General features: G+C 67.5%; 21 protein-coding genes. 16 read left to right on the plus strand and 5 right to left on the minus strand.

All coding sequences use genetic code 11. The features are described 5' to 3' along the window. Positions 1 to 28: 28 nt before the first annotated feature. The 3 genes from ACFWZ4_RS00505 (at position 29) to ACFWZ4_RS00515 (ending at position 4,263) form a co-directional block, all read left to right on the plus strand. Positions 29 to 2,674 carry a M1 family metallopeptidase gene (locus ACFWZ4_RS00505; protein ID WP_439702814.1) on the plus strand — a complete coding sequence of 882 codons (2,646 nt, stop codon included), beginning with the start codon at positions 29 to 31 and terminating at the stop codon, positions 2,672 to 2,674. A 347-nt stretch (positions 2,675 to 3,021) separates the two neighbouring features. Beyond that, the gene (locus ACFWZ4_RS00510; protein WP_439702815.1) at positions 3,022 to 3,411 is read left to right on the plus strand and encodes a carboxypeptidase-like regulatory domain-containing protein; all 390 of its coding nucleotides are present in this window, start codon (positions 3,022 to 3,024) and stop codon (positions 3,409 to 3,411) included. A 510-nt stretch (positions 3,412 to 3,921) separates the two neighbouring features. Next, positions 3,922 to 4,263, plus strand: a complete 342-nt coding sequence (locus ACFWZ4_RS00515) for a carboxypeptidase-like regulatory domain-containing protein (RefSeq protein WP_439702816.1) — start codon at positions 3,922 to 3,924, stop codon at positions 4,261 to 4,263. A gap of 180 nt (positions 4,264 to 4,443) precedes the next feature. Here the strand turns inward: ACFWZ4_RS00515 and ACFWZ4_RS00520 are convergent, their stop codons facing one another. The 3 genes from ACFWZ4_RS00520 to ACFWZ4_RS00530 form a co-directional block, all read right to left on the minus strand. Then, positions 4,444 to 5,649, minus strand: coding sequence for an acetyl-CoA C-acyltransferase (locus ACFWZ4_RS00520; RefSeq protein ID WP_439702817.1), 1,206 nt, complete (start codon positions 5,647 to 5,649; stop codon positions 4,444 to 4,446). Between the two features lie 73 nt (positions 5,650 to 5,722). Next, positions 5,723 to 8,092 (minus strand): 3-hydroxyacyl-CoA dehydrogenase/enoyl-CoA hydratase family protein, encoded by a 2,370-nt coding sequence (locus ACFWZ4_RS00525; RefSeq protein ID WP_439702818.1) that lies wholly within the window; start codon positions 8,090 to 8,092, stop codon positions 5,723 to 5,725. A gap of 83 nt (positions 8,093 to 8,175) precedes the next feature. Continuing rightward, positions 8,176 to 8,790 (minus strand): TetR/AcrR family transcriptional regulator, encoded by a 615-nt coding sequence (locus ACFWZ4_RS00530; RefSeq protein WP_439702819.1) that lies wholly within the window; start codon positions 8,788 to 8,790, stop codon positions 8,176 to 8,178. Positions 8,791 to 9,016: 226 nt separating this feature from the next. Here ACFWZ4_RS00530 and ndk point away from each other — a divergent pair, with 226 nt between their 5' ends. The 7 genes from ndk to der all read left to right on the plus strand — a co-directional run bounded on the left by ndk (position 9,017) and on the right by der (position 15,874). Beyond that, a complete protein-coding gene (gene ndk / locus ACFWZ4_RS00535) occupies positions 9,017 to 9,442 on the plus strand; it encodes a nucleoside-diphosphate kinase (protein ID WP_439702820.1) in 426 nt (141 codons plus the stop codon). Positions 9,443 to 9,450: 8 nt separating this feature from the next. After that, positions 9,451 to 10,617: a 23S rRNA (adenine(2503)-C(2))-methyltransferase RlmN gene (gene rlmN, locus ACFWZ4_RS00540; RefSeq protein WP_439702821.1), complete on the plus strand. Its 1,167-nt coding sequence runs from the start codon at positions 9,451 to 9,453 to the stop codon at positions 10,615 to 10,617. After that, entirely contained in the window at positions 10,607 to 11,392 is a 786-nt protein-coding gene (gene pilW, locus ACFWZ4_RS00545; RefSeq protein WP_439702822.1) for a type IV pilus biogenesis/stability protein PilW, read from the plus strand. The genes rlmN and pilW overlap by 11 nt, the downstream gene beginning before the upstream one ends. Then, positions 11,389 to 12,366: a helix-turn-helix domain-containing protein gene (locus tag ACFWZ4_RS00550; RefSeq protein ID WP_439702823.1), complete on the plus strand. Its 978-nt coding sequence runs from the start codon at positions 11,389 to 11,391 to the stop codon at positions 12,364 to 12,366. Before pilW ends, ACFWZ4_RS00550 begins: the two co-directional genes overlap by 4 nt. A gap of 220 nt (positions 12,367 to 12,586) precedes the next feature. Then, a complete protein-coding gene (locus ACFWZ4_RS00555; protein ID WP_439702824.1) occupies positions 12,587 to 13,237 on the plus strand; it encodes a YfgM family protein in 651 nt (216 codons plus the stop codon). Then, on the plus strand, positions 13,234 to 14,448 hold the full coding sequence (gene bamB, locus ACFWZ4_RS00560; RefSeq protein ID WP_439702825.1) for an outer membrane protein assembly factor BamB: 1,215 nt from the start codon (positions 13,234 to 13,236) through the stop codon (positions 14,446 to 14,448). Before ACFWZ4_RS00555 ends, bamB begins: the two co-directional genes overlap by 4 nt. Before the next feature lie 25 nt (positions 14,449 to 14,473). Continuing rightward, on the plus strand, positions 14,474 to 15,874 hold the full coding sequence (der, locus tag ACFWZ4_RS00565; RefSeq protein ID WP_439702826.1) for a ribosome biogenesis GTPase Der: 1,401 nt from the start codon (positions 14,474 to 14,476) through the stop codon (positions 15,872 to 15,874). A gap of 159 nt (positions 15,875 to 16,033) precedes the next feature. Here the strand turns inward: der and ACFWZ4_RS00570 are convergent, their stop codons facing one another. Next, positions 16,034 to 16,606 carry a GNAT family N-acetyltransferase gene (locus ACFWZ4_RS00570; protein WP_439702827.1) on the minus strand — a complete coding sequence of 191 codons (573 nt, stop codon included), beginning with the start codon at positions 16,604 to 16,606 and terminating at the stop codon, positions 16,034 to 16,036. A gap of 150 nt (positions 16,607 to 16,756) precedes the next feature. Here ACFWZ4_RS00570 and folD point away from each other — a divergent pair, with 150 nt between their 5' ends. From folD to tadA, 4 genes are all read left to right on the plus strand, one after another. Further along, the gene (folD, locus tag ACFWZ4_RS00575) at positions 16,757 to 17,608 is read left to right on the plus strand and encodes a bifunctional methylenetetrahydrofolate dehydrogenase/methenyltetrahydrofolate cyclohydrolase FolD (RefSeq protein ID WP_439702828.1); all 852 of its coding nucleotides are present in this window, start codon (positions 16,757 to 16,759) and stop codon (positions 17,606 to 17,608) included. 109 nt (positions 17,609 to 17,717) lie between these two features. Continuing rightward, on the plus strand, positions 17,718 to 19,175 hold the full coding sequence (gene guaB / locus ACFWZ4_RS00580) for an IMP dehydrogenase (protein ID WP_439702829.1): 1,458 nt from the start codon (positions 17,718 to 17,720) through the stop codon (positions 19,173 to 19,175). A 147-nt stretch (positions 19,176 to 19,322) separates the two neighbouring features. Next, on the plus strand, positions 19,323 to 20,903 hold the full coding sequence (gene guaA / locus ACFWZ4_RS00585) for a glutamine-hydrolyzing GMP synthase (RefSeq protein WP_439702830.1): 1,581 nt from the start codon (positions 19,323 to 19,325) through the stop codon (positions 20,901 to 20,903). A gap of 22 nt (positions 20,904 to 20,925) precedes the next feature. Beyond that, a complete protein-coding gene (tadA, locus tag ACFWZ4_RS00590; protein ID WP_439702831.1) occupies positions 20,926 to 21,408 on the plus strand; it encodes a tRNA adenosine(34) deaminase TadA in 483 nt (160 codons plus the stop codon). Between the two features lie 31 nt (positions 21,409 to 21,439). On the opposite strand, the gene ACFWZ4_RS00595 is transcribed toward tadA, so the two are convergent. Beyond that, positions 21,440 to 22,249: an NAD-dependent protein deacetylase gene (locus ACFWZ4_RS00595; RefSeq protein ID WP_439702832.1), complete on the minus strand. Its 810-nt coding sequence runs from the start codon at positions 22,247 to 22,249 to the stop codon at positions 21,440 to 21,442. Between the two features lie 211 nt (positions 22,250 to 22,460). On the opposite strand from ACFWZ4_RS00595, the gene ACFWZ4_RS00600 reads away from it, so the two are divergent. Together ACFWZ4_RS00600 and ACFWZ4_RS00605 are read left to right on the plus strand one after the other, a co-directional pair. After that, entirely contained in the window at positions 22,461 to 22,676 is a 216-nt protein-coding gene (locus ACFWZ4_RS00600; RefSeq protein ID WP_439702834.1) for a DUF3606 domain-containing protein, read from the plus strand. Between the two features lie 113 nt (positions 22,677 to 22,789). Beyond that, complete coding sequence (locus ACFWZ4_RS00605) at positions 22,790 to 25,918, plus strand: maltotransferase domain-containing protein (protein ID WP_439702836.1); 3,129 nt, start codon at positions 22,790 to 22,792, stop codon at positions 25,916 to 25,918. The last annotated feature ends 107 nt before the right edge of the window (positions 25,919 to 26,025 follow it).

A 26,025-nucleotide genomic window follows, 5' to 3' on the forward strand; every position in this document is an offset into this window, starting at 1 on the left:
TCGCTCCGCTAATCCCACAAGGACCCCTATGCGCCGTCATCTCTCCACCGCAATCTGCCTGGCCCTGGCCGGGCTTTCCATGGCTCCGCTGGGGGTCGCTTCGGCGGCCGAGGTGCGGGAGGCGACGACGCAGTTGCCGCGTGGGGTGGTGCCTTCGCACTACGACGTGGCGGTGACGCCGCATGCGGACAAGATGACGTTCGATGGCCAGGTGACGATCACGCTGGTGGTGACCAAGCCGACGTCTTCGATCACGCTCAATGCCGCGGATCTGACCTTCTCCAAGGCGTCGCTGACGGCGGAGAAGGGCAAGATGGCGTTCGCCGCGCCGAAGATTTCGGTGGACGAGAAGGCGCAGACGGCGACGTTCACCTTCGACCATCCGATCCCCGCCGGCACCTACCGCCTGGCGATGACCTACGCCGGCAAGATCGGCACGCAGGCCAACGGGCTGTTCGCGCTGGATTACGACACCAAGGCCGGCAAGAAGCGCGCGCTGTACACGCAGTTCGAGAATTCCGACGCCCGCCGCTTCATCCCCTCGTGGGACGAGCCCAACTACAAGGCCACCTTCACCCTGACCGCCACCGTGCCGACCGGCGAGATGGCGGTGAGCAACCTGCCGATCGCTTCGAAGAAGGACCTGGGCAACGGCATGACCGAGGTGCACTTCGGGCAGTCGCCGAAGATGTCGACCTACCTGCTGTTCTTCGGCCTGGGCGATTTCGAGCGCGCGACGCTCAACGCCGAAGGCACCGAGATCGGCGTGATCACGCAGAAGGGCATGATCGACCAGGCGCAGTTCGCGCTGGATTCGTCCAAGCTCGTGCTGAAGGAATACAACGACTACTTCGGCGTGCCGTACCCGCTGCCGAAGCTGGACAACATCGCCGCGCCGGGCCAGAGCCAGTTCTTCTCGGCGATGGAGAACTGGGGCGCGATCTTCACCTTCGAGTATTCGCTGCTGATGAACCCGCACATCTCCACGCAGCGGGACAAGGAGCGCGTGTTCAACGTCGCCGCGCACGAGATGGCGCACCAGTGGTTCGGCGACCTGGTGACGATGAGCTGGTGGGACGACCTGTGGCTCAACGAGGGCTTCGCCTCGTGGATGGCGGCGCGCACCACCCAGAAGCTGCATCCGGAATGGCATACCGAGCTGGACGCGGTCGGCGTGCGCGAAGGCGCGATGAGCCAGGATTCGGTCGTCACCACGCACCCGGTGGTGCAGCACGTGGAGACGGTGGAGCAGGCCAGCCAGGCGTTCGACGCGATCACCTATTCCAAGGGCGAGGCGGTGATCCACATGCTGGAAGGCTACGTGGGTCCGGAAGCCTGGCAGACCGGCGTGCGCAACTACATCAAGGCGCACGAGCACGGCAACACGGTGTCGGACGACCTGTGGACGTCGGTGCAGGCCGCGGCCGGCAAGCCGATCACGCAGATCGCGCACGACTTCACGCTGCAGCCGGGCATTCCGATGATCGAAGTGCGCGCGGCGGCATGTTCCAACGGCAAGACCACGATCGCGCTGCGCCAGGGCGAGTTCACCCGTGACCGGCCGGAGAAGAAGCCGCTGCGCTGGCACGTGCCGGTGATCGCCAAGACGGTCGGCGGCGAGACAGTGCGTACCGTCGTCGACGGCAAGGCCACGCTCACCGTGCCGGGCTGTGGCCCGGTGCTGGTCAACGCGGGCCAGACCGGCTACTACCGCACGCTGTACGCGCAGAACAACTTCGATGCACTGAAGGGGCAGTTCGCAAAGCTCGCGCCGATCGACCAGCTTGGCTTGATGGGCGACACCTGGGCGCTGGGCATGGCCGGGAACGAGCCGGTGTCCAACGTGCTGGCTCTGATCACCGCGACCCCCGCCGACGCCGATCCGCAGGTGTGGTCCGAAGTGGCCGGCTACCTGTCGGCGCTGGACAACTACTACCGCGGCGACCAGGCCCGCCAGCAGCGCCTGCGCACGTTCGCGCTGGGCCAGCTGCAGCCGGTGTTCGCAAAGGTCGGCTGGGAGGCCAGGGCCGGCGAAAGCGCGCCGACTGCGAACCTGCGCCAGGAACTGATCGGCACGATGGCCGCTCTGGGCGATGAGCAGGTGATCAACGAGGCCCGTCGCCGCTTCGCCGCGCAGAAGACCGACCCGAACGCCGTGCCGGTGGCGCTGCGCAAGACCATCACCGCGATCGTCGCGCAGAAGGCCGACACCGCGACGTGGGACCAGCTGCACGCCCAGGCGAAGGCCGAGACCACGCCGCTGATCAAGGACCAGCTCTACAGCATGCTCTCGATCCCGGAGAACGATGCGCTGGCCCAGCGTGCGCTCGACCTGGCGCTCACCGACGAGCCGGGCGCGACCAACAGCGCGGGCATGATCCGCGCGGTGGGTTACTACCATCCGGAGATGGCGTTCGACTTCGCCGTGTCTCACCGCGAGCAGGTCAACAAGCTGGTCGATTCGACTTCCAGCAGCCGCTACTACCCGGTGCTCGGCGCGAGCTCGACCAAGCCGGAGATGATCGAGAAGATCCAGGACTACGCGCAGAAGTACATCGCGCCAACCTCGCGCCGCGTGGCCGAGCAGGTGGTCGCGAACATCAAGTACCGCATGATGATCCGCAAGGATCGCCTGTCGGAAATCGACGCGTGGCTGGACAAGCACGCCGGCTGATCCTGGCGTACCGATGAGAAAGAAAGGCCCCGCATTGCGGGGCCTTTTTCTTTGCGTGCCGCGGGCGCGCCAGCCTCACTGGCGGGTGATCGCCTGCCTTGATCGGGCGTTGACGAAATTCCCTACACCGGCATGACCTCTGGCCCTAGCCGATCCCGCTCGTGGGAATACGCTGATCGCGCCGTCTGATGGATGGCTCTTTCATTGATTGGACGGCCGTGGGCGGTGCCTGTAGCAGGCGATCATCCGTGCGTGTCGCAGGCGGACCGTCCGAACCCTCATGAGCGCTAAGCCAAACCCCTGGCCGCTCATGAGGTCCCCCACGTCGATGAAAAGCAGGTATCCCCATGAACGCATGCATCTCGACCCAGTCCGGCGCAGCACGCCGCTCGATGATCCGGAACCTGGCATTGGTGGCGGTTGCTGGCATCTGCGCCACGGCGGGCATATCCACGGCCCGCGCTGCGGAGACGACAGGCAGGGTATTCGGACAGGCGCCGTCAGGTGCCACGGTGCTGGTCAGCAGCCCCGAGTATGCCCTCCAGCGCAAAATCCCGGTGGGCACCGACGGCCGGTACATGGCCAGTTGGTTGCCGATCGGCGTGTACGAGGTCACGGTGATCGACAATGGCCAGGCTCTGGTCCGGCATCCGAGCGTGCAGGTTTTCGTGGACCGCGGCTCGCGGGTGGACTTCAGTTGCGCCAACGGGCAGTGCCCGGAACTCGCTGCCAATTAGCGGGCGAACTTCGCGAGCCGGTGGTCTTCCGTTCCGGCGATCGGCGCCCGGCGTGGAAGCGCCGGGCGCTTTCTTTTTCGGGCCGAGCACGGGCGAGCCGTCGCTGATGCCTGGCTCTGCCCCGGAGCTGGCAGGACGCGGCTGGGAGGTGGAGGCCGCGCATGGCTGCGCTCCTAGGAAGGCGCCGCCGTGGTTGCCCCTTCCTTGGCCAGCGTCCTTCCTGCACGAGCGCACCTGGGCGCGACCGCCATCTCCGCTCGCGCCCAGTTCCCTCCGGCGACGGTCGCACCGGCGAACCAATGACTTCTGACCCTTAGCCGGCCCACGCGAATCGGATACCTTGCGCACGCCCGCACGAAGGCGCATGCCCAGGTGCGCGGCTGCGGAGAGTGTTTCCCCCCCCGGTTCCCGTTGGGCGCCGGATGCACGATCCGCATGACCCATGGGCACAACGTCAAACCCCTGGCGGCCCGTGGTTCTCCCCACATCGAAAAACAAAGGAATTCCCCGATGAAGAATCTCCAGTCGTTCGCGATGGCGGCCGCTGTCGCCCTCTTCGGCATGGCCGGTTCCGCCGCGGTCCACGCGCAGGCCACCGCCGGCGAAGTGTTCGGCAACGCGCCGGCCGGCAGCACCATCCTGGCCAAGAGCACGACCAACGGCACCCAGCGCGAGGTCCAGGTGGCAGAGAATGGCCGCTACGCGATCCGCGCGCTGCCGATCGGCGTCTACACGGTGACGCTGTCGGAGAATGGCCAGCCGGTCGCCAAGCACGTCAACGTGCCGGTGGTGGTGGGTCGTGGCATCAAGGTGGACTTCGACGGTCAGGCTTCGGCCATCGGCCAGCAGTAAGACGTCGAGCCGGGCGCCAACGCGTCCGACAAAACAAAAAGCCAGCGCCGCAAGGCGCTGGCTTTTTTTGTGGAGCCTCGGGGGCGACCCAGGTGTCCGACGTGGCGATCGCCGAATGGCTGTCGTTCCGAAGGTCGCTCCTGCAAAGGTGGCTGGTTCCTCCCGGGAGGAACCGGGCCATCAGAGCGCTTCGAAGATGCCCGCCGCGCCCATGCCGGTGCCGATGCACATGGTGACCATGCCGTACTTCTGCTTGTGCCGGCGCAGGCCGTGCACCAGCGTCGCCACGCGCACGGCACCCGTGGCGCCGAGCGGGTGGCCGAGCGCGATGGCGCCGCCCAGTGGGTTGACCTTGGCCGGGTCGAGCTCGAGGTCCTTCATCACCGCCAGCGCCTGGGCGGCGAAGGCTTCGTTGAGCTCGATCCAGTCGAGCTGGTCGCGGGTTATGCCGGTGCGCTTGAGTGCGAGCGGAATCGCTTCCTTGGGGCCGATGCCCATCACTTCGGGCGGCACGCCGGCGACCGCGTAACCGACGAAACGGGCGAGCGGTTGCAGGTTGTATTCCTTGACCGCCTTCTCGCTGGCGATCAACACCGCGCCGGCGCCGTCGGACATCTGGCTGGAGTTGCCCGCGGTAACGCTGCCACCGAACTGGCCGTTGCGGAAAACCGCTTTGAGCTTGGCCAGCACCTCGGGCGTGCTGCCCGGACGCGGGCCCTCGTCCTGGCTGATCAGGCGGCTGTCGGTGACGATCGTGTCGTTGGCCAGGTCCGGGTAATGGTCGTCGAGCCGGAACGGGGTGATCTCGTCCTTGAACTCGCCGGCGGCCTGGGCGGCCAGCGCGCGCTCGTGGCTGCGCGCGGCGAAGGCGTCCTGCTCCTCGCGGCTGACCTTCCATTGCTTGGCAACGTTCTCGGCGGTGATGCCCATGCCGTAGGCGATGCCGATGTGCTCGTTGTCGAAGATCGCCGGATTCATCGCGACCTTGTGGCCCATCATCGGCACCATGCTCATGCTCTCGGTACCGCCGGCGATCATCAGGTCGGCCTCGCCCAGGCGGATCGCATCGGCGGCGTAGGCCACGGCCTGCAGGCCCGACGAGCAGAAGCGGTTGATGGTCACGCCGGGCACGGTGTGCGGCAGGCCGGCCAGCAGCACACCGATGCGCGCCACGTTCATGCCTTGCTCGGCCTCGGGCATGGCGCAGCCGATCACGGCGTCGCCGATGCGGTGCGGGTCGATGCCCGGCGCCTGCGCCATCACGGCGCGGATCACGTGGGCGAGCATGTCGTCCGGGCGGGTGTTCCTGAAGACGCCGCGCGGCGCCTTGCCGACCGGCGTGCGCGTGGCGGCGACGATGTAGGCGTCCTGGATTTGCTTGGTCATCGTGTTGACTCCGTCGCGTCGCGCTGATGAGCGGCGACGCGTTGTGGTTGCGTTCGTGGGCTTGTCGGCGCGATCAGTTGCGCAGTGGCTTGCCAGTGGTCATGGTGTGGGCGATGCGGGCCTGGGTCTTCTCGGTCCTGGCCAGCTCGACGAAGTGCTTGCGCTCGAGCTTGAGCAACCAGGCTTCGTCGACGAGCGAGCCGCGCTCGATGCCACCGCCGCACAGCGTGTCCGCGATGCGGCTGGCAATAGCCACGTCGTGCTCGGAGGCGAAGTAGCCGGCCTGGAGGTTGACCAGCGATGCCTTGAAGGTCGCGGTGCCGGTGTCGCCGGCGACCGGGATCGCACGGGCGGGCAGGGGCGGGCGCCAGCCGCTTTCGGCGAGCGCCGAGGCGACCTTCTTGGCCACATAGAGCAACTCGTAGGCGTTGAACACCACGACGTCGGATTCGCGCAGCAGGCCCAGCTGCTTCGCTTCGAACGCACTGGCGGAAACCTTGGCCATCGCCACTGTCTCGAATACCTTCTTGAGCGATTCGAACGGATCGGCCGGGTTGGCGTTCGCCGCACGCACGGCCAGCTCCTTCAGGCCGCCGCCCGCAGGCAGCAGACCCACGCCGGCTTCGACGAGGCCGATGTAGCTTTCCAGCGCCGCCACGGTGCGCGCCGAGTGCATCTGGAATTCGCAGCCGCCGCCCAGGCACAGTCCGCGCACCGCAGCTACGACAGGAACCAGCGAGTGCTTGATGCGCATGCTGGTGCGCTGGAAGTTCTCCACCATCGACTCGAAGGCGTCGAACTTGCCGTCCTTCAGCAGGCCGAGCGCACCCTTCAGATCCGCGCCGGCGGAGAACGGCTCGCCGGTCTGCCAGATCACTACCGCCTTGAGCTTTTCCTCGGCCACGCCGATCGCATGCTGGATGCCATCGAGCACATGATCGTTGACCGTGTTCATCTTGGTCTTGAACGAGAGGATGCCGACGCCGTCGTCGCCCAGCGTCCACAGGCGCACGCCGTCGTTCTCCCACACGGTGGTGCCCGGGTCGAACTTCTCGCCCAGGATCGCGTCGGGGAACAGCTGGCGCGCGTAGACGTCGTGGGTCGAGCGCGGCTTGTCGGTGTTCGACGCGGCCGAGTACGAGCCGGCCTTGCCGTGCACGCCGGTACGTCCGTCGGTGACCCAGGCGGGCAGCGGCGCGTCACTCATGGCCTTGCCTGCCTTGATGTCCTCGGCGATCCAGCTCGCGACCTGCTGCCAGCCGGCCGCCTGCCAGGTCTCGAAGGGACCGAGCTTCCAGCCGTAGCCCCAGCGGATCGCGAAGTCGACGTCGCGCGCGGTGTCGGCAACGTCGGCCAGGTGGTAGGCGGTGTAGTGGAACAGGTCGCGGAAGATCGCCCACAGGAACTGTGCCTGTGGATCGGTGGACGCGCGCAGCTTCGCGAACTTCTCGGCCGGGTCCTTGATCGCGAGGATGGTGGCGACTTCATCGGACGCCTTCTGTTCGGAAGGCACGTAGTCGCGCTTGGCCGGGTCGAGGACCAGGATGTCCTTGCCCACCTTCTTGTAGAAGCCGGCGCCGCTCTTCTGGCCGAGCGCGCCGGCGTCGATCAGGCCCTGCAGCACGGCCGGCGTCTTGAAGTACTTGTGCCACGGATCATCCGCGAGCGTGTCGCCCATGGTCTTGATGACGTGCGCCATGGTGTCCAGGCCGACCACGTCCGCGGTGCGGTAGGTAGCGCTCTTGGGGCGGCCGATCGCGGGCCCGGTCAGCGCGTCGACCGTATCGAAGCCGAGCTTGAACTGCTCCGTGTGGTGCATGGTCGCCAGCATCGAGAACACGCCGATGCGGTTGCCGATGAAGTTCGGGGTGTCCTTGGCGATCACCACGCCCTTGCCGACCGTGGTGGCGAGGAAGGCTTCCAGGCCTTCGATCACGCTGGCGTCGGTGAGGCGGGTCGGGATCAGCTCGACCAGGTGCATGTAGCGCGGCGGGTTGAAGAAGTGCACGCCGCAGAAGCGGTGGCGCATTTCCTCGGGCAACGCTTCGGCGAGCGTATTGATCGACAGGCCGGAGGTATTGGAGGCGATGACCGCGGTCTTCGACAGGTGCGAGGCGATCTTCCTGTAGAGATCGAGCTTCCAGTCCATCCGCTCGGCGATCGCCTCGATGACCAGGTCCACTTCCCTGAGGTGATCGAGATCCTCGTCGTAGTTGGCAGGGATGATCGCGGCGGCGAGATTCTTGTCCGCCAGCGGGGCCGGCGAGAGCTTGGCGAGGTTGGCGATCGCCTTGAGCGCGATGCCGCTCTTGGGACCTTCCTTGGCGGGAAGGTCGAACAGCACGGTTTCGACACCGGCGTTGGTCAGGTGCGCGGCGATCTGCGCGCCCATGACGCCGGCGCCCAGCACGGCGGCCTTGCGGATGCGTAGTGTTGCGGGCATTGGCTTCTCCAGGGGGATGCGGACAGCGAAACGGAAAGAGGCTAGGCAGCCAGCCGTGGCTGGCCGGTGAGTTCGTAAAGGGATCAGGGATGGCTAAGGCCGGCGCTGGCGAAGCGGATCAGGTGCGCGATCGTCTGCTCGCGGTGGGCGGCCTCACTGACGCCGCCCTTGCGCTGGATCATGCCGAAGCCGGACATGGCATGGGTCAGCGCGCCGGTCACCAGATCGATGCGCCAGTACAGCTCCTCGCGGCTCAGCCCGGGCAGCAGGCGGGCGAACTCGGCGGTGAACTGGCGCATGACGTGGCCGTAGTTCTCGGACATGAACTGGCGCAGATGGTCGTCGTGCTCGGCGAAGGCGCGCGCCAGCACGCGCATGAACAGCGAACCGCTGCCGTCGCCCGAGAGCGCCAGGGCCGGGCGGATGAACGCGTCGAGCACGTCCTCGAGCGTGGTATCCGGTTCGTCCGCCACCTTCGCCAGCGCGGCCAGTCGGTGCGCGTTCAGCGTGTCGAGACGGCGGCGGAACACCTCCTCGACCAGCTTGTCCTTGGACCCGAAGTGGTAGTTCACTGCGGCCAGGTTGACGCCGGCGGCGGCCGTCAACTGGCGCAACGACGCGCCATCGAAGCCGCGCTGGGCGAACAGCACCTCGGCGGCACAGAGGATGCGTTCCTTGGTCGAGGCGGAACTGTTCACGCTTGGGCTCGCTCGCAGGACAGGAATCAAACGATCGTTTGAGCATACGCGGGGCGCTTCGGGCCCGTCAAACGGCCGTTTGGTTCACGCCGTGTCCGCTTGCGATCAGGCTAGAATCTGTCAAACTTTCGTGAGCTAAATCCGCATTTCGTGTCGGATTTAGCCCTACATTGATCGGCAAGACAGCCGATAGCCCACTCAGATACCAGTATTCCCGGAGCAGACCATGGCGCTGGAGCGCACCCTTTCCATCATCAAGCCCGACGCCGTCGCCAAGAACGTGATCGGCCAGATCTACTCCCGTTTCGAGCAGGCCGGCCTGAAAGTCGTCGCCGCGAAGATGAAGCAGCTGTCCCGCAAGGAGGCCGAGGGCTTCTACGCGGTGCACAAGGAGCGCCCGTTCTTCAATGCGCTGGTCGAGTTCATGATTTCCGGTCCGGTGATGATCCAGGTGCTGCAGGGCGAGAACGCCGTGCTGAAGCATCGCGATCTGATGGGCGCCACCAACCCGAAGGACGCTGCGCCGGGCACGATCCGCGCCGACTTCGCCGATTCGATCGACGCCAACGCGGTGCACGGCTCCGATGCCGCCGAGACCGCCAAGGTCGAAATTGCCTACTTCTTTGCGGAGACGGAAGTCTCCCCGCGGTGAGATAAGTTGTGAACCAGGTTGTAGCCACTCCTTCCATCGACCCGAAAGCTACAAGCGACAAGGTCAACCTGCTCGATTTCGATCGCCAGGGCCTGCGTGATTTCTTCGCGCAGCTGGGCGAGAAGCCTTATCGCGCCGAGCAGGTGATGAAGTGGATCTACCATCGCCTGGAAGATGACTTCGGCAGGATGACCGACGTGGGCAAGGCGCTGCGCGCCAAGCTCGAGGCCACGTGCTACGTCGGTCCCCCGAAGACACTGTTCGACAAGGCCGCCGCCGACGGCACGCACAAGTGGCTGCTCGGCATGGATGGCGGCAACGCCATCGAGGCGGTCTACATTCCCGAACCGACCCGCGGCACGCTGTGCGTGTCCTCGCAGGTCGGCTGCGGCTTGAACTGCCAGTTCTGCTCGACAGCCACGCAGGGCTTCAACCGCAACCTCGCCGCGTCCGAAGTGATCGGGCAGATGTGGGTGGCGGCCAAGCACCTGGGCAACGTCACGCACCAGAACCGCCGCATCACCAACGTGGTGATGATGGGCATGGGCGAGCCGCTGCTGAACTTCGACAACGTGGTCACCGCGATGAGCCTGATGCGCGATGATTTGGGCTTCGGCCTGGCGTCCAAGCGCGTAACGCTCTCGACCGCCGGCCTGGTGCCGATGATCGACAAGCTGTCCGAAACGATCGATGTCTCGCTGGCGGTCTCGCTGCACGCGGCCAACGATGAGCTGCGCACGGAACTGGTCCCGCTCAACAAGCGCTACCCGATCGCCGAACTGCTGGGCGCCTGCCTGCGCTGGATCGAGCGCCGGCCGCGCACTTCGATCACCTTCGAATACACCCTGATGAAGGGCGTGAACGACCAGCCCGAGCATGCGAAGCAGCTGATCAAGCTGATGCGCAAGCTGCCCACCGGCAGCGCGAAAGTGAACCTGATCCCGTTCAACCCCTTCCCGGGCACGCGCTTCGAGCGCTCTGACGCCGACACCATCCGCGCGTTCCAGACCCTGCTGCTCAACGCGAACGTCCTCACCATGCTGCGCCGCACGCGCGGCGACGACATCGATGCCGCCTGTGGCCAGTTGAAGGGCCAGGTGCTGGACCGCACGCGCCGGCAGGCCGAGTTCCGCAGACGCCTGGATCAGGGACAAGGAGTCGTGCATGCGTCTTGAACGCTGGATGGGGGCAGCGCTGGCGCTGGTGCTCGCGGGGTGCGTCACCACGACCACCGAGGAAGGCAGCCTTGGCAGGGTGCCGCATTCGAGCCAGAGCCAGGAAGCACAGGATGCCGCGCGCGTCCATACCGAGCTCGGCCAGCAGTACATGGCCAACGGCGACCTGAAGACGGCGCTGGACAAGCTCAACAAGGCGCTGCAGTTCGACGAGGACTACGCGCCGGCGCACACCGTCATCGCCGTGCTCGACGAGCGCATCAATCGCCCGGAGCAGGCCGAGCAGCACTACCGCCGCGCGGTCCAGCTGGAGCCGGACAAGGGCATGCCGAACAACAACCTCGGCACCTTCCTCTGCCGAGTCGGCAAGGGCGCCGAGGCGCTCAGGTACTTCGATACCGCGTTGAAGGACCCGTTCTACCAGACCCCGGACATCGCGCTGACCAACAAGGGCATCTGCCAGCTGGGCATGAACGATGTGGCCGGTGCCGAAGGCACCCTGCGCAAGGCGCTGGATGCCAACCCGCAGAACGGCGATGCCCTGTTGCACCTGGCCAAAGCCTTGTACCTGAACAACGACGCATTCCGCGCCCGTGCGTTCATCCAGCGCTTCGACGCGCTGGGACAGCCTAGCGCCGACGCCCTCAAGCTCGGCCACGACATCGAAACCCGCCTGGGTAACACGGACGCTGCCCAAAACTACCGCAGGCGACTGCAGAGCCAGTTCCCGGATTCGGATCAGGCCCGCGCCCTCGACGCAACCGCTAGCCCATGACCTTCCAGCAGTCCAATCCCGGCCATCGTGCGATTGATCTGTTCGCCGTCGCGGCGATCACGGATGGCCCGTCGAACGATCAGTCCCCCAATTTCGGCAGCCGTTTGCGTGCCGCGCGCGAAGCGCGTGGCCTGGACATCGACGCCTGCGCACATGCCCTCAAGCTTCCGGCGCGCGTGCTGCGCCAGCTGGAGAGCAACCAGCGCGAGGGCATCGACTACGCCGTCTACATGGCCAGCTACATCACCAAGTACGCGCGCCACCTGGGCGTGGACGAGGACGCCATCCAGGCGGAGCTCGCGAGCCTCAAGCGCGCCGAGCCCACGCTGGTCGCCACCGGTGGCATGTCGCACTCGCGCTACCTGCTCGAGCGCTATGCCACCGCCGCGACGTACGTAGTGCTGACCGCGGTGATCGTGGTGCCGATGGTGTGGCTCGGTGTGCGCGGCACGCTCGACCGCGATCTCAGCCACCTGGCGCCGCTCGACGCCACGCCGGTCGCCCAACAGGACGTCCCGGCGCACGTCGCCAGCAATGCCCAGACCACGGTGGCGGCACCCGCCCGCAAGGCGGATGCCGCTGCACCGGCCGAGGAGCAACCGTTGCTCGCCTCGATGGCACCGTTCCCGGGTCTGGACAGCGGCAGCCTGGCCGTCGCCAAGCCTAAGCCCGCGCCCGCCGTGCCGGCCCCCGTGGCCGCCGTTCCTGGCGGGCACAGCGTGAGCCTCGCGCTGGATGAAGCCAGTTGGGTCGAAGTGGTCGCCGCCGACGGTTCCCGCCTGGAATACGGCCTGCTGCCCGCCGGCGCCAGCAAGACCTGGAGCAGCGCGCAACCGCTGGACGTGCGCATCGGCAACGCCGGCGGCGCGCAGGTCAGCATCGACGGCCAGCCGTTGCCGCTGGACGCCTACCGCCGCGCCAACGTGGCGCACTTCCGCGTCCAGGACGGCAAGCCAGCGCCCAGCGGCGCCTGATCCGGCCATCGGTTGCAGGAGCGCACCCGCGCGACCGCCATGCCGGTCGAGCCGGGTGCGTTTCCATATGGGCCCCGTGGATTTTGCCCGTCCCCGCGGCGCTTCGGTTATGCTTGTCCATTGACCGCGGTGCACCCGCGGTCATGGCATTCCAACCTCCTTTTTCCCAGCGCCGGGTCGGCCCATGCCGTCGCGGCGCGCGCTTTTGACGGACAAATGCATGGCATTCGACGCATACGACGATTACGAACAAGGCGAACGCGTACAGCAATGGCTGCGCCAGAACGGCCTGTCCATCGTCATCGGCATCGTCATCGGTTTGGTCGCGATCTTCGGCTGGCAGCAGTGGCGCAACCACCAGGCCACGCGCGAGATGGAGGCCTCCAACCTCTACCAGCAGCTGCAGACCGCGCTGGCCTCCGGCAATACCGGCGAAGCCGACAAGCTGGTCGATCGCCTGGAGAAGGACTTCGCCAAGTCCACTTATGCCGTGTTCGCGGCGAGCGACCAGGCGCAACGGCTGGTCGAGGCCAGGCAGCTGGACAAGGCGCTTGCCTCCCTCCAGTGGGCGCGCAGCCACGTCGGCGACAACGCGCTCAAGCCGCTGGTGGAACTGCGCACGGCCAAGGTTCAGATGGCAGCCGACAAGGCCAAGGACGCGCTGGCCACCCTCGATGCGGTCACCGCGAAGGGTTATGAGGCGCTGCGCCAGGAACTACGGGGCGATGCGCTGGTCAAGCTTGGTCGCGCGGACGAAGCGCGCAAGGCCTACCAGGCGGCGCTGGCCGCCATGGCTGAAGACGCGCCGCAGCGCGCAGCCTTGCAACTCAAACTCGACGATCTGGCCGTGGCCGGGAAGCAGGGCGCATGAAGGTGATTGGCATGAAGCGGGCGGTAATGGTGGCGCTGGTCGGCCTGGTCGCATTGGCCGGTTGCCATAACGCCAAGAAGGAAAACGTCCAGCCGCCGACGCCGCTGTCCAAGGACTTCAAGCCCACGGTGCAGGTCACCCGCCTGTGGCGCGAGACCATCGGCGACGGCGCCAAGGACACCGGCGTGCGCCTGCGTCCGACGGTGGTGGACGGCGTGCTCTATGCCGACAGCGCCGACGGCAAGCTGGTCGCGCTCGATGCCAATACCGGCAAGACGATCTGGTCGAAGAGCTCGCGCACCCATGGCTGGTTCGGCTGGGGCGACAAGAAGCGCAAGGACGCTTTCTACGCCGGCGGCCCGGCGGTCAGCGGCGACCTGCTCGCCGTCGGGACGCTCGATGGCCACCTCTACGGCGTCAATGCGAAGGACGGCAGCCCGCGCTGGGAAGCCGCGCTCAAGTCCGAGGTGCTGGCCTCCCCGGTGATCGTGGGCGACCTAGTGGTGGTGCGCACCGGCGACGGTCGCGTCTATGGGCTCGATACCGCCACGGGGGAGCGTCGCTGGGTCTACGACCAGAGTGAGGTGCCGCTGCTCAGCCTGCGCGGCAACGGTCCGCTGCTGGTGGCAAACGGCGTCGTGTTCTTCGGCAGCGACGGCGGCAAGCTGGTCGCGTTGCGGCTGGACAACGGCGAGAAGCTGTGGGAACAGAACCTTGCCAGCGGCGAAGGCCGCACCGAGATCGAGCGCCTGGACGATGCCGACGGCTCGATCCTGCTTGATGGTCGCACGCTTTACGGCGGCGCGTACCACGGCAACCTCGTGTCCATCGACGGCCCCAGCGGCCGGCCGATCTGGGCGCATCCGTTCTCCACCTACACCTCGCTGGCGACCAAGGGCAACGCGCTCTACGCGGTGGACGAAGACTCGCAGGCGTGGGCGTTCGACAAGAGCTCCGGCGCCGAGATGTGGAAGAACGACAAGCTCAAGTACCGCTGGCTGACCGGGCCGGCGGTGCAGGGCGACTATGTGGTGGTCGGCGACATCGAAGGCTACGTGCACTGGCTGCAGACCGGCGACGGTGCACTGGCAGCGCGCGAGCGGCTGTCCAAGCACGCCATCCGCGCCCAACCGCTTGTGGTCGGTGATGTCGTGTACGTCGAAGACGTGGAGGGCCGCATCGGCGCCTACCGTCTCGGCGGCGCGCGCTGATCGCCCGCAAGGAAGATGCTGAATCATGCTGCCTGTCGTCGCCCTGGTCGGTCGTCCCAACGTCGGTAAATCGACCCTCTTCAATGCAATGACGCGCAGCCGCGACGCCCTGGTGGCCGACATGCCGGGTGTCACCCGCGATCGCCACTACGGCGTGTGCCACCTGGGACCGCGCCCGTTCGTGGTGGTCGACACCGGCGGCCTGTCCGGCGTCGAGGAAGGCCTCGACGCACTCACCGCGCAGCAGGTGCGCCTGGCGATCGACGAGGCGCAGGTACTGGTGTTCGTGGTCGATGCCCGCGACGGCCTGCTGCCGCAGGACCAGGGCATCCTGGGCGAGCTGCGCCGCAGCGGCAAGCCGATCCTGCTGGCGGTGAACAAGACCGACGGCCTGGAAGAACAGGACGCCCTTGGCGAATTCGCCCGTTTCGGCATTGCCGCGATGTTGCCGCTGTCGGCCGCACACAACCGTGGCACCGAGGAGCTGATTGCGGCCGCCTTGCCGCTGCTGCCCCCGGACGAGGACGAATCCGGGTCGCACGTCGAGGACGACAGCATCCGCGTCGCCATCGTCGGCCGTCCGAATGCCGGCAAGTCCACCCTGATCAACCGTCTGCTGGGCGAGAACCGGCTGATCGTGTCCGACGTCGCCGGCACCACGCGCGATCCCATCCGCGTGCCGCTGGAGCGTGACGGCAAGCGCTACACGCTGATCGACACCGCTGGCGTGCGCCGCAGGGCGCGCGTGGAAGAAGCCGTGGAGAAGTTCAGCGTCATCAAGACGCTGCAGTCGATGGCCGCGAGCCAGGTCGTCGTGCTGATGATCGACGCCCGCGAGAACCTGGCCGACCAGGACCTCACCCTGATCGGCCACGCGGTCGAAGAGGGCCGCGCACTGGTGATCGCCGTCAACAAGTGGGACGGCATGGACGCTTACCAGCGCGAGCAGTGCCAGCGCACGCTCGAGCGCAAGCTGGTTTTCGTCGACTGGGCCAAGACGGTCTTCATCTCGGCCTTGCACGGTTCGGGCCTGCGCGAGCTGATGCGTGCGGTCGTACGCGCGCACACCTCGGCCACCCATGAACTGGGCTCCTCCGACCTCACCCGCACGCTGGAAAAGGCCTATGAGGCCTACCAGCCGCCGCTGGTCCGCGGCCACGCGCCCAAGCTCCGGTTCGCGCATCCGGGCGGCTCCAATCCGCCGACCATCGTCATCCACGGCAGCCGCACCAAGCACATCGCGCCGGCCTACCGCCGCTACCTCGAGAACTTCTTCCGCAAGCGCTACAGGCTGGAAGGCACGCCGATCCGGATCGACTTCCGCGATGGCGACAACCCGTTCGCCGGGCGCAAGAACGTCCTCACCGAAGGCCAGCAGCGCAAGCGCCAGCGGATGATCCGCGAGATGAAGAAGCGCAAGAAGTAGCCGCTTCGGTTCCCGTCCGTACCAGCAAACGGCTTCGCCCTGGCCCATCATCTTCAAGGGGAGGACCGGGAGACGGATGCTCGCCCCCTGGTTTCCCCGCGCGACACCCATCCCTTCCAGCCCCTTGAAGCGGGGCTTCGTGTCCCTTGCAGGATCGAATCAGCCCACCGCGTGGCTGTCGACTAGATCCCCAGGCACCAGCGCGTACACCGCCGCGTCGCAGGCCTCGTCGCGCATCCACAGCCGATGCCGCGCGATGCACTCGAACCGTGCCCCGGCCTGCTCGGCGGTCCGCCGGCTCGCCTGGTTGTCGACCAGGGCGACGATTTCGATGCGCACCAGGCCCAGCTTCTCGAAGCCGAATCCCGCCGCGAGCTTCGCTGCCCGGCGCGCGATCCCCGCGCCCTGGCGCGACTGCCGTATCCAATAGCCCAGCGCCGCGCTGCGATGCATGCGATTGCGCTGGTTCAGCCCGACGCTGCCCAGCAAGGTTCCGCTGACCCGTTCGAACACGCCGAACGCGAAGTGCTCGTCTTTTGCCCAGCCCTCGCGGCAATGGCGTATCCACGCCTGTGCTTCATCGAGGCCGTAGCTGGCGTGGCACCAGGGCAGCCAGTGGCCGACGGTTTCCAGCGACTCCTGGACCGCCATGTGCAGCGCGGGTGCGTCGGCCGGTCGCCAACGCAAAAGCAGTGGACCTTGGGCAAGTTCCATGTCGGCGGGCAGAGCCACGGTGCTTCCCTTTTTGTCTTTGGTTGTTACAGCCACCGCGCCTGGTTCGGTCAACGCAGATCGGCTGATACCCGCCCTACGATGCCCGTCGTGTTTGTGCACGGTCGGTGGCGACGGGATAATAGATGCCTTTGCAGAGCAGGCAGCCCCATGACCGCACGCATCCTCGACGGCAAACGCATCGCGCAGGAACTGCTCGAGCGGGTAGGGCGGCGCGTGACCGATCGCAGGGCGCAGGGCCTGCCCGAACCGGGCCTGGCAGTCGTGCTGGTAGGCGAGGATGCGGCGTCGTCCGTCTACGTGCGCAACAAGCGCAAAGCCTGCCACCAGGTCGGGTTCCGTTCCTTCGATTACGACCTGCCGGCCCACACCACGCAGGCGGAGTTGTTCGCGCTGATCGACAAGCTCAACGCCGACCCGGCCGTGCACGGCATCCTGGTGCAATCGCCGCTGCCGCCGCACATCGACGAGGACGCGCTGGTCGATCGCATCGATGCTCTGAAAGACGTTGATGGTTTCCAGGCGGTGAACGTGGGTCGCCTGGCATTGCGCCGTTTCGGCCTGCGGCCGTGCACGCCCAAGGGCGTGATGACGCTGCTCGGGCACACCGACCGCCCGGTACGCGGCCAGCACGCGGTTGTCGTGGGCGTGTCCAACCACGTCGGACGACCGCTCGCGCTGGAGCTGCTGATCGCCGGCTGCACCACCACCTGCTGCCACCGCTTCACCCGCGACCTCGAATCGTTCGTGCGCCAGGCCGACATCGTGATCGTCGCGGTGGGCCGGCCGGGCCTGGTCAGGGGCGAGTGGATCAAGCCGGGTGCAGTCGTCATCGATGTGGGCATCAACCGGCTCGATGACGGCCGCCTCGTAGGTGACGTCGAGTTCGCTCCCGCGGCCGAGCGTGCAAGCTGGATCACGCCGGTGCCCGGCGGCGTGGGGCCCATGACCGTCGCGACGCTGATCGAGAACACCCTCGAAGCTGCCGAAGCCCGCGCATAGCGCATGCGGGAGCCAGGAGCGGGTTCCTGCCGGCTTCCGGGATTGGCGCATCTGGCGAGCACCACACCCACGCGCGTATAATCCCATCTTTGCAGCGAGACCCACCCGCATGCGCATCCTCGCCGAGGCTCTGACCTACGACGACGTGTTCCTCGTTCCGGCCCATTCGGCCGTCCTGCCACGCGACGTCGACACCTCCACCCGGTTGACCCGCAACCTGCGCCTGAACATCCCCATCGTGTCCGCCGCCATGGACACCGTGACCGAGGCGCGCCTGGCGATCACCATGGCCCAGCAGGGCGGCATCGGCATCATCCACAAGAACATGACTGCCGCGCAGCAGGCCGCCGAAGTGCGCCTGGTGAAGAAGTTCGAGGCAGGCGTGATTCGCAGCCCGATCAGCGTCGGCCCCAACACTTCCATCCGCGAAGTGCTGCAGCTGACCCGCGCGCACAACATCTCCGGCGTGCCGGTGGTCGACGGCGAGAAGCTCATCGGCATCGTCACCAGTCGCGACCTGCGTTTCGAGCGCAAGCTGGAAGACCCGGTGCGCAACATCATGACCCGCCAGGACAAGCTGGTCACCGTGCGCGAGGGCGCCAGCCAGGACGAAGTGCTGCAGCTGCTGCACAAGTTCCGCATCGAGAAGGTGCTGGTGGTCAACGACGACTTCCAGCTGCGTGGGCTGATCACCGTCAAGGACATCCAGAAGGCGCGCGACAATCCGCATGCCGCCAAGGACGCGCACGAGCGCCTGGTGGTTGGCGCCGCGGTCGGCGTGGGGGGCGACACCGAGCAGCGCATCGAGGCGCTGGTCGACGCCGGCGTGGACGTGCTGGTGGTCGACACCGCGCACGGCCATTCGCAGGGGGTGATCGAGCGTGCCGGCTGGGTCAAGAAGCGCTATCCGCAGGTGCAGGTGATTGCGGGCAACATCGTCACCGGAGAGGCGGCTCGCGCGCTGCTCGACGCCGGCGTGGACGCGGTCAAGGTGGGCGTGGGCCCGGGCTCGATCTGCACCACCCGTGTGGTCGCCGGCGTCGGTGTGCCGCAGATCACCGCGATCGACCTGGTCGCCACCGCGCTCAAGGACGAGATCCCGCTGATCGCGGACGGCGGCATCCGCTATTCGGGCGACATCCCCAAGGCGCTGGCCGCCGGCGCGTCCACCGTGATGCTGGGCTCGATGTTCGCCGGCACCGAGGAATCGCCGGGCGAGGTCGAGCTGTTCCAGGGCCGCTCCTACAAGAGCTACCGCGGCATGGGCTCGCTGGGCGCGATGGCGCTGGGCTCCAAGGACCGCTACTTCCAGGACGAAGCGGACGCGGACAAGCTGGTGCCCGAAGGCATCGAAGGCCGCGTGCCGTACCGCGGCCCGCTGCGCAACATCATCCACCAGCTGATCGGCGGCCTGCGTGCTTCGATGGGGTATCTGGGCGCCGCCACGGTCGAGGACGTGCGCCACAACGCGCAGTTCGTGAAGGTGACGTCCGCCGGCGTGACCGAGGCGCACCCGCACGACATCCAGATCACCAAGGAAGCGCCGAATTACCGGCTGAATTCGTGACATGACACGGGGCCCGGCATCGGGCCCCGGATTTTTCATGGCGCCATTTCCGCAACGGTGGAATCCACTCCGGGTCGGTAGTGGATTCCCGCGTTCCCGGGAATGGCTCCGGCCCGTTTCTGGCGACAGCCCAAAGAGTCCGGTCCGATGCAGAACATCCACTCCGACAAGATCCTCATCCTCGACTTCGGCGCGCAGTACACCCAGCTGATCGCGCGCCGCGTGCGCGAGCTCGGCGTCTATTGCGAGATCTGGGCGTGGGACCACGATCCCTCGCAGATCGCCGGCTTCGGCGCCAAGGGCATCATTCTGTCCGGCGGACCCGAATCCACGACGCTGCCGGGCGCGCCCGCGGCGCCGCAGGAAGTGTTCGATTCGGGCCTGCCGATCCTGGGCATCTGCTACGGCATGCAGACCCTGGCCGCGCAGCTCGGCGGCGCCACCGAGGCGGCCGATCAGCGCGAGTTCGGCCACGCCCAGGTGGACATCGCCGGCGGCAGCCGCCTGTTCGAAGGCCTGACCGACCATGCCGGCGCGCACAAGCTCGACGTGTGGATGAGCCACGGCGACCACGTCAGCAAGGCCCCGCCGGGCTTCGCCATTACCGGCACCACCGACCGCATTCCGGTCGCGGTAATGGAGAACGAGGACAAGCGCTGGTACGGCGTCCAGTTCCACCCGGAAGTCACGCATACGAAGCAGGGCAGCGCGCTGCTGAAGCGCTTCGTGGTCGACATCTGCGGCTGCGCCACGCTGTGGACCGCCGACAACATCATCGACGACCAGATCGAGCGCGTGCGCGCGAAGGTCGGTCGCGACCACGTGCTGCTGGGCCTCTCCGGAGGCGTGGATTCGTCGGTGGTCGCCGCGCTGCTGCACAAGGCGATCGGCGACCAGCTCACCTGCGTGTTCGTCGACACCGGCCTGCTGCGCTTCCAGGAAGGCGACCAGGTGATGGCCACGATGGCGCAGCACATGGGCGTCAAGATGATCCGCGTCGATGCCGCCGACCGCTACTTCAAGGCGCTCGAAGGCGTGGCCGATCCCGAGGCCAAGCGCAAGATCATCGGCCGCCTGTTCGTGGAGATCTTCGACGAGGAATCGGCCAAGGTCACCGAGGCCGGCCATGGCCAGGTCAAGTGGCTGGCACAGGGCACCATCTACCCGGACGTGATCGAGTCGGCCGGCAGCAAGACCGGCAAGGCACACGTCATCAAGAGCCACCACAACGTCGGCGGCCTGCCCGAGGACATGAAGCTCGGGCTCGTCGAGCCGCTGCGCGAGCTCTTCAAGGACGAGGTGCGCCGCATCGGCGTGGCGCTCGGCCTGCCGCGCGAGATGGTCTACCGCCACCCGTTCCCGGGGCCCGGCCTGGGCGTGCGCATCCTGGGCGAAGTGAAGCGCGAGTACGCCGAACTGCTTGCCCGTGCCGATGCGATCTTCATCGAAGAGCTGCGCAAGGCGGACCTCTACGACAGGACGAGCCAGGCCTTCGCCGTGTTCCTGCCGGTCAGGTCGGTGGGCGTGGTCGGCGACGCACGCGCCTACGAATGGGTGATCGCGCTGCGCGCGGTCGAGACCATCGACTTCATGACGGCGCACTGGGCGCACCTGCCGTACGAGTTCCTGGGCAAGGTCTCCAACCGCATCATCAACGAGCTGCGCGGCGTCTCGCGCGTGGTCTACGACATCAGCGGCAAGCCGCCTGCCACCATCGAGTGGGAGTAAGGCGGCAGCGCCTTCGGTCCGGATGAACAGCGAACTGCCCGCCGTGTCCTTCACCGACGAGGACGCCCAATACATGCGCCGCGCGCTGCAGCTGGCAGCGCACGCGCGCGATGCGGAGAACGAGGTGCCGGTGGGCGCCGTGCTGGTGCACGAAGGCCAGATCGTCGGACTGGGCTGGAACCGCAACATCACCCTTCACGATCCGACCGCGCATGCCGAGATCATGGCCTTACGCGCGGCGGGCGAGAAACTGGCCAACCATCGCATCGTCGGCGCCACGCTTTACGTCACGCTGGAGCCGTGTGCGATGTGCGCCATGGCGCTGGTGCATGCGCGGATCGGTCGCGTGGTGTATGCGGCGACCGATCCCAAGACCGGCGCCGCCGGCAGCGTGTTCGACACGCTGGTTTCCGACCGGCACAACCATCGCGTGCTGGTGCAGGGCGGCTTGCTGGCGGCCGAGTCGGGCGGGATGCTGCGCGAGTTCTTCCGCTCGCGGCGATAAACCCGGACGCGACGCTGCAAGCCTGCCTGGCTCAATCCAGCAGGAACGCCAGCGCCTCCGCGCACGGCTGCTCCACTTTCAGGCTCAGCAACGGATCAGCGCGCGTCCTTCCAAGATTCACCGCCGCCACCGGCTTGCCGGCGCGCGCCGCCGCATGCACGAAGCGGTAGCCGGAGAACACCATCAGCGAGGAGCCGACCACCAGCACCGCGTCGGCGACTTCCAGCGCCTGCATCGCCTGCATGACCCGCTCGCGCGGTACGTTCTCGCCGAAGAACACCACGTCCGGCTTGAGCACGCCGCCGCAGGCCGGGCACGGCGGTATCACGAAATCGTTGAAGTGCGCCGCTTCCAGGTCGGCATCACCGTCCGGCGCTTCGCTGGCGTCGAGTTCCGCCCAGCCCGGATTGAGGCGGTCGAGTTCCTGCTGGAAGGCCGCGCGTGACTGCCGCCACGCGCAGCCCATGCAACGCACCTCGTCCAGCCGTCCGTGCAGGTCGACCACCTGGCGCTGGCCGGCACGCTGGTGCAGGCCGTCCACATTCTGCGTGACCAGCAGTTCCAGCCGCCCCTGCGCTTCCAGCCGCTGCAATGCGTGGTGGGTGCCATTGGGCTGGGCGCGGCCGAAGTGGCGCCAGCCGACCAGGCTGCGCGCCCAGTAGCGCCTGCGTGTGCATTCCTCGCCCATGAAGGCCTGGTAGGTCACCGGCGGCGTGCGCTTCCAGGCGCCGTCGCTGTCGCGGTAATCGGGAATGCCCGAGTCCGTGCTGCAGCCGGCGCCGGTCAGCACGAACAGGCGCGGGTGGGTAGCGATGAAACCGGCGAGCGGGGCAGGGTGCATGCCGGCAAGTATGCCGCCACGAGGCTTTCTACAGGAGCGCACCTGCGCGCGAGCGCGCGCTGCGACCTTAGCCTTGCGACCGCGCAGGGCGCGCCCCAGCGCGGTTTCACGGAACGCTTTACGAGTGCCTCATCTTTCCGTGACGGCGCCTTCAATGCGCGACCACCAAGATGCAAGCGCTGCCGCAGCACCGCGCGGCCACGGGTGAATCATGAGCCAGTCGGACCGGACCCTGAGCACGATCAACGACAGAGATCCGTTCGCGATGCGGTACTGGTCCAAGCAACTGCGTATTTCCGAACACGACCTGCGCGAGGCGATCGCCGTGGTCGGCACCAACACCCAGGCGGTGCGCCAGTACACCAACCGGCCGCAGGCCAGCCATGCGGACAGGCCGCGCGGCGCCAGCCGCCGACGCGGCGACTGATGGCCCGGCGCCAGGGGACAGCCGACGTACCCGCCCGCTCCGGCGCCCGCGGCCAGCGCAAGCGCCGCCCGGCAGCCGCCGCGGCAGCTCCATCCTCGAACCCGGGAGCCACCATGTCGGCACAAGCGGCCGCGCCGCCTTGCATCTTCAGTCTTCCCGCCGGGTTCGCCGCCGACAGCGGCGCGCGTACGCGCTGGCTGACGCATGCCGCCGAGCTCGGCTTCAACCATGTGCTCGCACCCGTGACCTTGCTCGACGAAGGCGCCAGCGCGATCGGCGCCTTCGCCCGCATCTGCCGCGATCACGGGCTGGGTTTGCTGCTCGACGTGGACGTTGCGCGACCGATGCCGGCCGATGCGACGCTGCGCGCCGAGCATCCGGATTGGTTCCACGCGCTGCCCGACCCGTCCGTGCTGCCCGATCCGCGTCGCCCCGCGGCGGAGGCCGGCGTGCGCTGGCGCTTCCACGACGATGCGGTGGCGCCGGAGGCGTTGGCCTGGTGGTGCGAGCGTCTGCGCGAGGCACTGCATGCCGGAGCGGCAGGACTGCGGCTGCTGTCGCTCGACGCGGCGCCTGCCGCATGGTGGGCCCACTTGGTCGATGGCCTGCGCGGCAAGACACCGCAGGCACGGTTTCTGGGGTGGACACAGGGCCTGGCGCCTGCCGAGCTTTCCGGCCTCACCGACGTCGCCTTCGACTACGCCTTCTGCTCGGCCGAGTGGTGGGATTTCCGCGCCGGCTGGCTCGGTCGCGAGTTGCGCCGCGTGGCCGAGGTGGCGCCGCCGCTGGCCTGCGCCGCGGCGCCTTTTGGCGATCCCGATGCCGACCTGGGCTTCGGCGAGCGCGACCATGCCGATCACCATCGCCGCCGCGCCGCCTGGTTTGCCGCGGCCTGCGCCACCGGCTGGCTGATGCCGGCCGGCTTCGCCCGCGACGAGCAACAGGCGCTGGACGTGACGGGCGAGATCCGCGCCGTCAACGACTGGCTGCGCGACCTCGGCCCGCAGGCGCGCGAGCCGGCGGTGATCCACATCGACGATGCCTGGGTCGGCGTGCTGCGACGCCAGGGCGAACGCGCGTGGCTGTCGCTCTTCAACGCGCGGCTGGATGACGGCACCCCGGTGGACCTGGGCGCCATCGCCGGCGGCGCGGCCAGTGACTATGCCGACTGGACGGCTCCCGATGGCGCGCCCATGGCCGGACCGGTCCTGCTCGGCCCTGGCGAGGCGCGCGTCCTGGAGGGCACGCGCACGCAGCCGGTCGCCATCCGCGGTAGCGCCACCGCGTACAAGCAGGCCCTCGCTGCGGCCACGCAGGCGCCGCGCATCGCCATCGAAGCCATCACCCCCTGCGTGGACGACGGCCGCTTCGCGGTCAAGCGCGTGGTCGGCGACGTCGTCGAGGTCGAGGCGGACGTCTTCATGGACGGCCACGACAAGCTCGCCGTGGCGCTGCGCTGGCGCGCGCTGGACGAGAAGCAGTGGCACGAGCAACGCATGGAGCCATTGGGCAACGACCGTTACCGCGGCCGCTTCGTGCCCACCCGCATGGGTCGCCACGAGTACACCGTGCTGGCGTGGCGCGACGCATACGCGAGTTATCGCCACGAGATCGTCGCCAAGCACGACGCCGGCGTGCCGATCGCGCTGGAAATGCGCGAAGGCCAGCACCTGGTCGAACAGACCGCGGCCGGCACCATGCCGGCGAAACGCAAACCCCTGCGCGCCCTGGCAGCCGCCCTGGCCAAGGCCGAAGACGACGAGACGCGCTACCGGCTGATGACCGCACAGGACACCGCGCAGGCGATGACCGATGGCGATCTGCGCGCGTTCGCTGCGGAGCATCCGCCGCTGCGGCTGGAAATCGATCGCCGCGCCGCGCACTTCGCCAGCTGGTACGAACTGTTCCCGCGCTCCATCACCGACGACCCCGCGCGCCACGGCACCTTCCGCGACGTCATCGGGCGCTTGCCCGCGATCCAGGCGATGGGCTTCGACGTGCTGTATTTCCCGCCCATCCATCCGATCGGCCGCGCCTTCCGCAAGGGCCGCAACAACACCCTGACGCCGGGCGAGCACGATCCGGGCAGCCCCTACGCGATCGGCTCGGCCGAGGGCGGCCATGCGGACATCCATCCGGAGCTGGGCACGATCGAGGATTTCCGAGCGCTGCGTGATGCGGCGGCGGAACACGGGCTGGAATTGGCGCTGGACTTCGCCATCCAGTGCTCGCCCGACCATCCCTGGCTCACCGAACACCCGGAGTGGTTCGACTGGCGCCCGGATGGCAGCCTGCGCTACGCGGAGAACCCGCCGAAGAAATACCAGGACATCGTCAACGTCGACTTCTACCAGGAAGACGCGGTCCCCTCCCTGTGGCAGGCGCTGTGCGACGTGGTGCTGTACTGGGCGGGCGAGGGTGTGCGCATCTTCCGCGTGGACAACCCGCACACCAAGCCGTTCCCGTTCTGGGAGTGGATGATCGGCCGTGTGCGCAGCCAGTATCCGGACGCGCTGTTCCTGTCCGAAGCGTTCACCCGGCCCAAGCCGATGTACCGGCTGGCCAAGCTCGGCTTCAGCCAGTCCTACACCTATTTCACCTGGCGCCACACCAGGCAGGAATTTACCGAGTACCTGACCGAGCTGACGCAGGGCCCGCCGCGCGATTTCTTCCGCCCCAACTTCTTCGTCAACACGCCGGACATCAATCCCCACTTCCTGCAGCATTCCGGCCGCAGCGGGTTCCTGATCCGCGCGGCGCTGGCGACCACGCTGTCGGGCCTGTGGGGCATGTACTCGGGTTTCGAGCTGTGCGAGTCGATACCGGTCCCGGGCAAGGAGGAATACTTCGATTCGGAGAAGTACGAGATCAAGCCACGCGACTGGGAAGCGCCCGGCAACATCATTGCCGAGATCACCCGGCTCAACATGATCCGCCGCGAGCAGCCCGCGCTGCAGAGCCACCTGGGCGTGCGCTTCCTGCATGCCGACAACGAGCAGGTGCTGTTCTTCGAGAAGACCGCGCGCGGACGCGACCGCGTGCTCGTGGCGATCAACCTCGACCCGCACCACGCGCAGGCGACCGATCTGCATCTGCCGCTGGCCGATTGGGGCGTGGGCGAGCACACGCCGATCACCGTCGAGGACCTGCTGCACGACGCCACGCAGACCTGGCGCGGCGGACGCCAGCACGTATGGCTGGGGCAGGGGATGCCCTATGCGATCTGGCGGGTGGAGGCATGAGCATGCCTTCCCCCACGTCCGCGCGGCACCTCCGCAGGAGCGCACCCCGTGCGCGACCGTGCAGCCGCGTCGTTGCGTTGCGGTCGCGCACTGGGTGCGCTCCTGCA

This window comes from Frateuria sp. GZRe12, assembly GCF_051900535.1.
Taxonomy (GTDB): domain Bacteria; phylum Pseudomonadota; class Gammaproteobacteria; order Xanthomonadales; family Rhodanobacteraceae; genus Frateuria_A.